Consider the following 7127-nt stretch of genomic DNA (forward strand, 5'->3'; position numbering starts at 1 on the left):
GCTACCAAGAACGTGATCAGCAACAGCGAGAGGAGTTTATTGCTCAGATTGAACAGATTAAGCAGACGCGCCACGGTGTGGATGTAGGTCCGGCGACCGGTGGGGGTGTTATGGCGAAGACGAGTTTAAAGACTACGTGTGCATATAGTTCTGAAAGAAGAAGGACTAAGCGGTGAAGTCAACACTGTACCACTGACCAATTGGGCATCCACATCGGGAGCCCTATGATGCGAAAGTCTCAAGTACGGTTTTGAATGGGAGGGGATGGGGGCGACCCCATTCTCTACCCTTCCCCCCTGAACATGACTGGACTGATTTTGATGGGGTGCTAGGATAAAACCATCCTTCTCGAGTTACTGGAGCATAATGGCTTTCTATGATTGAAATTTTAGCAGTTCTTTCCGCATCAGCAGCAGGAGGTATGAGAATTGCGCTTCCACTCCTACTAATTGGATTACTGCGAAATAATTTATGGTCTGATGTACCACTTCTTTCGGCTCTGTCTCCCAAGGTGGTAATTGGTGTTTTGGTGAGCTGGTCCCTCTTTGAACTTTTCGCCTCGAAACAATTATTAGGACAGCGCATTCTCCAGGTATTTCAACTGGTGTTTAGTCCCGTAGTCGGAGCGATTATGGGTTTGGCGATCGCTGAAGCCAGTTCTTTCCCCTCCTGGTTGTTGTGGTTGCTGGGAATTGTTGGGGGACTTTTGGCTTTAGTCTTACAATTGGTACAAGCGGGATGGTTTTACCGTCTGCGAGGCTTACCTCTATGGGCAATTTTTGTCCAGGATGGTTTGTGTATTGCTCTGGTTATGTTTGCTTTTGATGCTCCTGAACAGGGGGGGTTAATTGCTTTATTCTTGCTCTGGCTCGCTATTCGTAGCTCTACAGAATGGTATAAATGGTATACTCAGCAGGCTAGTAATCGCCATCGTAGCCAGCCTCGACTGGGGAAGCAAGACCCTGATTAAACTAAACTTTAAATACTCACAAGCAAATACTCATACAAAAATCTTAATTAGTGGGTTCACATATTTTTGACACCAGCACTGACACAGATCACAAAATTAAGTGATCTAGTTCATCAACCCTCCTATCTAGTTTTTTAAGCAGCAACAGGACTCAGTTTTCATCATCTCCCCGGTTTCCTTTGTCTCCAGGGAAAAGAGACCCCATCAGCCCCTAGATAGAGTTTTTCAGATTAAATATTGATTATGGGAGCCGATCCGACTACAATTTTTGTGGGCGATACTTTCGAGTTGGTAAGAATATACAATTTATGGGCTCATGCCATCAAAGCCATCGCACCTACCTTTATTCTACCTGTAGAAATTTTATGGATATTCAACTCATTAATATCGGCTTTGGCAATATTATCTGTGGTAATCGTGTCATCGCTATTGTCGGCCCCGAATCAGCCCCCATTAAGCGTATCATTACAGACGCACGAGACCGAGGACAGCTTATTGATGCTACCTATGGACGGCGCACCAGAGCCGTGATTATTACCGACTCCAATCATGTGGTTCTCTCAGCTATTCAGCCAGAAACCGTCGCTAACCGATTTGTGGTTGAGAAAAACGGTGCTAATCGCCTTTCATAAACCTATCTGGGTTCACCTAAAACTATATTAAGATGATTGACAGCAAAACTGGCCAGCTCATTGTCATTACCGGACCTAGTGGCGTGGGAAAAGGAACGATTATTCGATCGCTTCTCCAAAAATATCCACAACTCCATCTTTCCGTCTCCGTTACTACCCGTTCTCCCCGTCCCGGAGAAGTCCATGGAAAAGACTATTTTTTCGTCACTCGCGATCGCTTTCAACAAATGGTTCAACAACAAGAGCTACTAGAATGGGCTGAGTTTGCCGGAAATTTCTACGGGACACCCCGCTTGGCTGTCCAAGATAAAATTCAGCAGGGAGAGAATGTTCTACTCGAAATTGAACTAGAAGGCGCTAGACAGATCTCACAGACCTTTCCACAGGCTCTGCGAATTTTTATCCTTCCACCTTCTCTACAAGAACTCGAGAACCGTCTACGAAATCGCGCCACTGACTCCCAAGAGGCGATCGCTCGTCGTATTCAACGCGCTAAAACTGAAATCGCCGCCGCCGGGGAATTTCACCACACCTTAATCAACGACAACCTCGATCGCGCCCTCGCAGAACTCGAAACCCTCTTTTAATTCATCCCCCATATATTAACTTTTGTAACAAAAAATTAAGAAATGTTGCGAAAAATTTTTTTGGCGGGGGGTGCTTGCTTTTTGGGGTGACTTCTGCTACACTTTTATATAATGGGAATATTCGCAATTTTATTATTTTGACTAATATTTCCATTATTTAACTGTATGTCAATATCCTACCATTAGTTCCCCGTGCTTGTCAACCCTTAGCGCCGGGGCTGATAAATTTATTGACAATTTATATCAACAAGATTGGGGGAGAAGATAGAAGAGGGAAGCGGCATAACATTGATTTGCCGCCCAATTACCCATTCTACTTGAGAGTAGTTTTCGATGCTATGCGAGTTTTCTTGCGTTCGGAGTCCGATAGTTCTTCGCCGGACTGGAGGCGAGTTGCACTACCTTGGAGGACAGTAGCAGCACTGTTGTCGCCCATTTGTAAAGCGGTTTTAGCCGCTGTTTGTAACATAGTAGCAGCACCGGCGCGATCGCCTTGTTGTAGTTTAGTTTCAGCGATTTGAGTTTGTCGGTACTTAGCCAAAGCCAAAATATGTTTTTGAACCTTGGGATCGGAAGTAGGGCGATAATCTCCGAGGACATTAGCTTCCACCAAAACCGGCTGAGAATAGAGCTTTTCAATACCCAAAGCCGGGTCATCATAGCGGACTTGAACTTGAGCGATCGCCTGTTTACTGATCGGCAAATTGCCAACATCAACATAAAGGTTAGCCAAGATAATCCGTTCGGTATCTTTCATTAAATCCCCCAAGCGAACCGCGAGTTGTTCTCCTTTTGGCAGTATAGGAAGTTCAATAGTATCAGGATAAACCTGTGCGACTGGCTTGAGTTGAGCCAAGCGGACATAAGGAAATAGGGAGAATAATAGGTAAGCGTTAGTGAGTCCCACCGATTGCATACGGGTAAACAGACGGCCAAACTCAGCGATCGCCTGTTCGGGGTATTCAATATATCCCAAAGCACCGCCACCCGCATCGGCAATTTTCTCTAAAATATCCTGATTCCAGTCGTCTCCAAATCCCAAAGAATTAATAGTTAACTTATATTCCGTGGCCAGTTTGGCGAGTTTGAGACAACGTTTATTATCCCCGTGTTCATTTTCCCCGTCAGTGAGAAGAAACCCTTGAGAAATCCGATCCTGTTTACCCTTTCCTAACTCCTCAATTCCCAGCTTGATACCTTCATCAATAGCCGTTCCCCCGGAACAGCGCAAACCATCAATCTTTTTTTTGATACCATCAGGATCGGTGAGGTCTTGATTAGGAACCAATACCTTAGCTCGGTGATCAAAAGCAACTACCGAAATCCGATCGCCTACATTTAAGCGATCGATAAGTTCTTTCGCCGCCTGTTTCACCGTTTCCAATGGTTGACCATTCATAGAACCACTGTGGTCTAAAATCAAACATAGATTCATGGGAACTTGACCCTCAAACGGATCAGGAACCGCTGAAACCGAAATTGACAGTTGACGCTGATTCGATTCTTGATTTGGGTCTAGGTTCGGATCGTTGAGGGAAGGCTGCAAACTGACTTTCATAGAAGACCTCCGGGATGTGAAAATCCTATTTGAGTATAGGACGCAACTCAAAATTCAGATGGTCGGTAATTTCCCATCCGGTTATTCACAGGACTGAGCCACGAGTTGCGTTAGTATATAGTTTAACCTCTTTGATGAGTTCATCGGTTTATACTGTGCAATCACCATACTACTACAGCGACAGTGCCATTAGGACACCACCCCCAGACCTACCCTCCTTGCTACTCAAGGAAAGGATTATCTATCTAGGGTCGCCTCTAGTTTCCTCGGACGACTATAAGCGACAACTAGGGGTTGATGTCACCAAACTAATTATCGCCCAGTTGCTTTATCTGCAATTTTCCGATCCAGAAAAGCCTATTTACTTCTATATCAACTCTACCGGAACCTCTTGGTATACGGGAGATGCGATCGGACAAGATACCGAAGCCTTCGCGATTTGCGATACCATGAGCTATGTCAAACCCCCTGTGCATACTATCTGCATTGGTCAGGCTATGGGTACAGCCGCGATGATTCTTTCCGCCGGGACAAAAGGCTGTCGTACCAGTCTCCCCCATGCCACCATTGTTTTAAACCAACCTCGTATGGGGATGGGACGCTCTCAGGCTACTGATATCCAAATTAGGGCTAAAGAAGTCCTCGCCAACAAAGCATCGATCTTGGATATTTTGTCCCAAAATACCGGACAACCTGTGGAAAAAATTGCCAAAGATACCGATCGGATGTTCTATTTAACACCAGAGGCGGCTAAAGAATATGGGTTGATTGATCGGGTTCTCGAAAGCACTAAGGAATTGCCCAAACAATTACCCGTTGGTGTGTAGTAAACTTGCTTGTGCTTACAAATTATGGCTGTCGATGAAGTTCTTCGCGTTCCTTATCAGATTCCTGGTAGTCAATACTGGCAGTGGGTTAACATCTATACTCGTTTGAGTCAAGAACGAATTATTTTTCTGAATCAGCCTCTGACAACCGGTGTCGCTAATTCCCTGGTGTCGGCTATGTTGTATCTTGACTCCGACGATCAGAATAAACCCATCTATATGTACATCAACTCCATTGGTGATCCAGTCCTAGCAGGTATGGCTAATGAGTCCATGGGAATGATGTCAGTCATGGCGGCTTTGGCTGTATATGACACTATGCAACACATCAAATCGGAGATTGTGACTATCTGTTTGGGTCAAGCAGTGGGGATGGCAGCTTTGTTATTGTCCTGCGGTTCCAAAGGTAAACGGGCTAGTCTTCCTAATTCCATGATTACTCTTTATAACCCCCAAACCGGAACCCAAGGACAAGCTACCGATATTCAAGTAACCGCTGACGAGATCCTCTCGAAACGGGCTTTAATGATGGATATCTTTCACCAAAATACTGGTCAAACCATTGAGAAATTGACTAAGGACATGAACCGCACTTTTTACATGACTCCAGAAGAGGCGAAAGAGTATGGTATCATCGACCGTGTTTTAACAACTCTAAAGTTGACTTGATTTCCTCCGTCGGGTATCGGTAAACTACCAGAAAAGAGGAGACAATTGATAATTAATTGTTGATGATTAATTGTTGATCTGCTCTCCTCACCAACCCCCCGACGGTAGACTGGCGATCGCCACCGGGGAAAATCTCCCGTTAAATTCAACCAATCTTATACAGACACAACAAAAGGATTAGTAATTATGCCTATTGGTGTTCCTAGTGTTCCTTATCGCCTTCCTGGTAGTACCTATGAACAGTGGATCAGTATCTATGAAAGACTTTTCCGCGAACGAATTATCTTTTTGTCGGAAGAGGTTGACGACGGTATTGCTAATGCGATCGTCGCTTATATGCTGTATTTGGACTCCGAAGACCCCTCCAAACCCATTTACCTCTATATCAATTCCCCTGGCGGTTCGGTAACTGCCGGGATGGCGATTTACGATACCATGCAATATATCAGGTCTGATGTGGTGACTATCTGCGTGGGTATGGCTGCTTCTATGGGTGCATTTCTCCTGGCTGCGGGAACTAAAGGTAAACGCCTAGCCCTCCCCCATGCTAGGATTATGATTCACCAACCTTTGGGGGGGACTCGCGGACAAGCCACTGATATTGAAATTGAGGCTAAAGAAATTCTCCGAATTCGTAAGGTCCTCAATGAGATGTTAGCAGAAAGATCCGGTCAAACTCTCGAAAAAATTGAGAAAGACACCGATCGCGATTACTTTATGTCCGCCGCCGAAGCCCACGAATATGGTTTAATTGATCAGGTCATTGAAGAACGCCCAGTTTAGCCATAGCCAGATTTCTGCTAAACTAATCACGCCCGCGTTTCTTGTGGTGCGGGTTCGGTTCTTGCTTAAACTGGGGTAGATTAAACCTAGATGGACACAACGGATTACTATCGCACATTGGGTTTAAGATCAGGGGCGAGTTTGGAAGCGGTCAAGGCTTCCTATCGGAAACTCGCCCGACAATATCATCCTGATGTTAATCAAAATAATCCCCAAGCCCAAGAAAGATTTATCGCCTTAACTGAGGCTTATAAGTTTCTGTTAGATGTCGCTAAACCAGAGTCCGAAATGGCTTGGGCTACTGCCTCTTATACCCAATTTCACCAGGGTACAACCACCCATTTCCCCAGGGTTAAAACTAAGGTCTATCACCCGGAAAACCGGATTCAATTTAACCAGGAACTCTCCGAAACTGAGCAGAAATTGAAGGAAAATTGCTATAAACAATTGCAGCAATTACTCAGATATCAGCGCTTTCCTAGGGCGATCGCTTTAGTGGAAGGACTAGCCCACAGAATCCCCCAAGACCAGGAAATCCGACAGTGGCAGGCTATTACTTATCAACGTTGGGCGCGTCAACTTATCAAAGAACGCCAAACCGATAAAGCCCGCAATTACCTCAAAAAAGCCCTCCGTACTGACCCTCACAATCGCACGCTGTGGGCGGAAGTTGAACGAGATTTTCAATCCCTAGAAAGTGTCTATTCCTAAAGGTTAATTAACCAGGATTCCCCGGCTTTTCTTCCTGGGAAAATATGCCTTTTTTAACATTAAAAAATTTTTTTTGGCTCGGAACCCGCGCCAACCCTTGACAACCACTGGGAACTCATGATAGCATTTGGATATTATAGTTACATAATTGAAATTTATTTACTAAAAATAAAATTAGCAATATCCCAATTATATAAAAAGTGTAGCGCAAGTCGCCCGGAAAAGCAACCCCCCCCAGAAAAAAAATTTTCCCGGCCCCAACTTAACATTTCTTTACATACAGCTTGTTCACCAGTCCCTTAAGACATTGCCCTCACCCTAGGTCTGTCTCCCAGATATAGCACTAGTCAATACGGTTAGGACGCAGCCTTGAGAACAGAATCCATGGCA

8 protein-coding genes are annotated in these 7127 nt (G+C 44.9%); 7 read left to right on the forward strand and 1 reads right to left on the reverse strand.

Features of this window, described 5'->3' with window-relative positions; all coding sequences use genetic code 11:
* The first annotated feature begins 376 nt into the window (after window positions 1-376).
* From P5674_RS22315 to gmk, 3 genes are all read left to right on the forward strand, one after another.
* The gene (locus P5674_RS22315; protein WP_006624536.1) at window positions 377-970 is read left to right on the forward strand and encodes a DUF4126 domain-containing protein; all 594 of its coding nucleotides are present in this window, start codon (window positions 377-379) and stop codon (window positions 968-970) included.
* A gap of 365 nt (window positions 971-1335) precedes the next feature.
* Window positions 1336-1602 (forward strand): extracellular matrix/biofilm regulator RemA, encoded by a 267-nt coding sequence (remA, locus tag P5674_RS22320; RefSeq protein WP_006624537.1) that lies wholly within the window; start codon window positions 1336-1338, stop codon window positions 1600-1602.
* Between the two features lie 32 nt (window positions 1603-1634).
* Window positions 1635-2189 (forward strand): guanylate kinase, encoded by a 555-nt coding sequence (gene gmk / locus P5674_RS22325; RefSeq protein ID WP_006624538.1) that lies wholly within the window; start codon window positions 1635-1637, stop codon window positions 2187-2189.
* A gap of 313 nt (window positions 2190-2502) precedes the next feature.
* Here gmk and P5674_RS22330 read toward each other — a convergent pair whose 3' ends face one another.
* Entirely contained in the window at window positions 2503-3747 is a 1245-nt protein-coding gene (locus tag P5674_RS22330) for a vWA domain-containing protein (protein ID WP_006624539.1), read from the reverse strand.
* A 134-nt stretch (window positions 3748-3881) separates the two neighbouring features.
* Between P5674_RS22330 and P5674_RS22335 the strand changes: the two genes are divergently transcribed.
* From P5674_RS22335 to P5674_RS22350, 4 genes are all read left to right on the forward strand, one after another.
* The gene (locus P5674_RS22335; protein WP_006624540.1) at window positions 3882-4574 is read left to right on the forward strand and encodes an ATP-dependent Clp protease proteolytic subunit; all 693 of its coding nucleotides are present in this window, start codon (window positions 3882-3884) and stop codon (window positions 4572-4574) included.
* A gap of 24 nt (window positions 4575-4598) precedes the next feature.
* Complete coding sequence (locus P5674_RS22340; RefSeq protein ID WP_006624541.1) at window positions 4599-5243, forward strand: ATP-dependent Clp protease proteolytic subunit; 645 nt, start codon at window positions 4599-4601, stop codon at window positions 5241-5243.
* Between the two features lie 186 nt (window positions 5244-5429).
* On the forward strand, window positions 5430-6026 hold the full coding sequence (gene clpP / locus P5674_RS22345; protein WP_006624542.1) for an ATP-dependent Clp endopeptidase proteolytic subunit ClpP: 597 nt from the start codon (window positions 5430-5432) through the stop codon (window positions 6024-6026).
* A 90-nt stretch (window positions 6027-6116) separates the two neighbouring features.
* Complete coding sequence (locus P5674_RS22350; protein ID WP_014275961.1) at window positions 6117-6737, forward strand: DnaJ domain-containing protein; 621 nt, start codon at window positions 6117-6119, stop codon at window positions 6735-6737.
* Window positions 6738-7127 lie beyond the last annotated feature (390 nt).

This window comes from Limnospira sp. PMC 289.06, assembly GCF_032350395.1.
Taxonomy (GTDB): domain Bacteria; phylum Cyanobacteriota; class Cyanobacteriia; order Cyanobacteriales; family Microcoleaceae; genus Limnospira; species Limnospira platensis.

What these genes read in the sequence shown, in the direction of transcription:
- remA (WP_006624537.1), top strand. Translation starts at nt 1,336, where the DNA reads ATGGATATTCAACTCATTAATATCGGCTTTGGCAATATTATCTGTGGT.
- P5674_RS22330 (WP_006624539.1), bottom strand. Translation starts at nt 3,747, where the DNA reads ATGAAAGTCAGTTTGCAGCCTTCCCTCAACGATCCGAACCTAGACCCA.
- P5674_RS22350 (WP_014275961.1), top strand. Translation starts at nt 6,117, where the DNA reads ATGGACACAACGGATTACTATCGCACATTGGGTTTAAGATCAGGGGCG.
- P5674_RS22340 (WP_006624541.1), top strand. Translation starts at nt 4,599, where the DNA reads ATGGCTGTCGATGAAGTTCTTCGCGTTCCTTATCAGATTCCTGGTAGT.
- gmk (WP_006624538.1), top strand. Translation starts at nt 1,635, where the DNA reads ATGATTGACAGCAAAACTGGCCAGCTCATTGTCATTACCGGACCTAGT.
- clpP (WP_006624542.1), top strand. Translation starts at nt 5,430, where the DNA reads ATGCCTATTGGTGTTCCTAGTGTTCCTTATCGCCTTCCTGGTAGTACC.
- P5674_RS22315 (WP_006624536.1), top strand. Translation starts at nt 377, where the DNA reads ATGATTGAAATTTTAGCAGTTCTTTCCGCATCAGCAGCAGGAGGTATG.
- P5674_RS22335 (WP_006624540.1), top strand. Translation starts at nt 3,882, where the DNA reads ATGAGTTCATCGGTTTATACTGTGCAATCACCATACTACTACAGCGAC.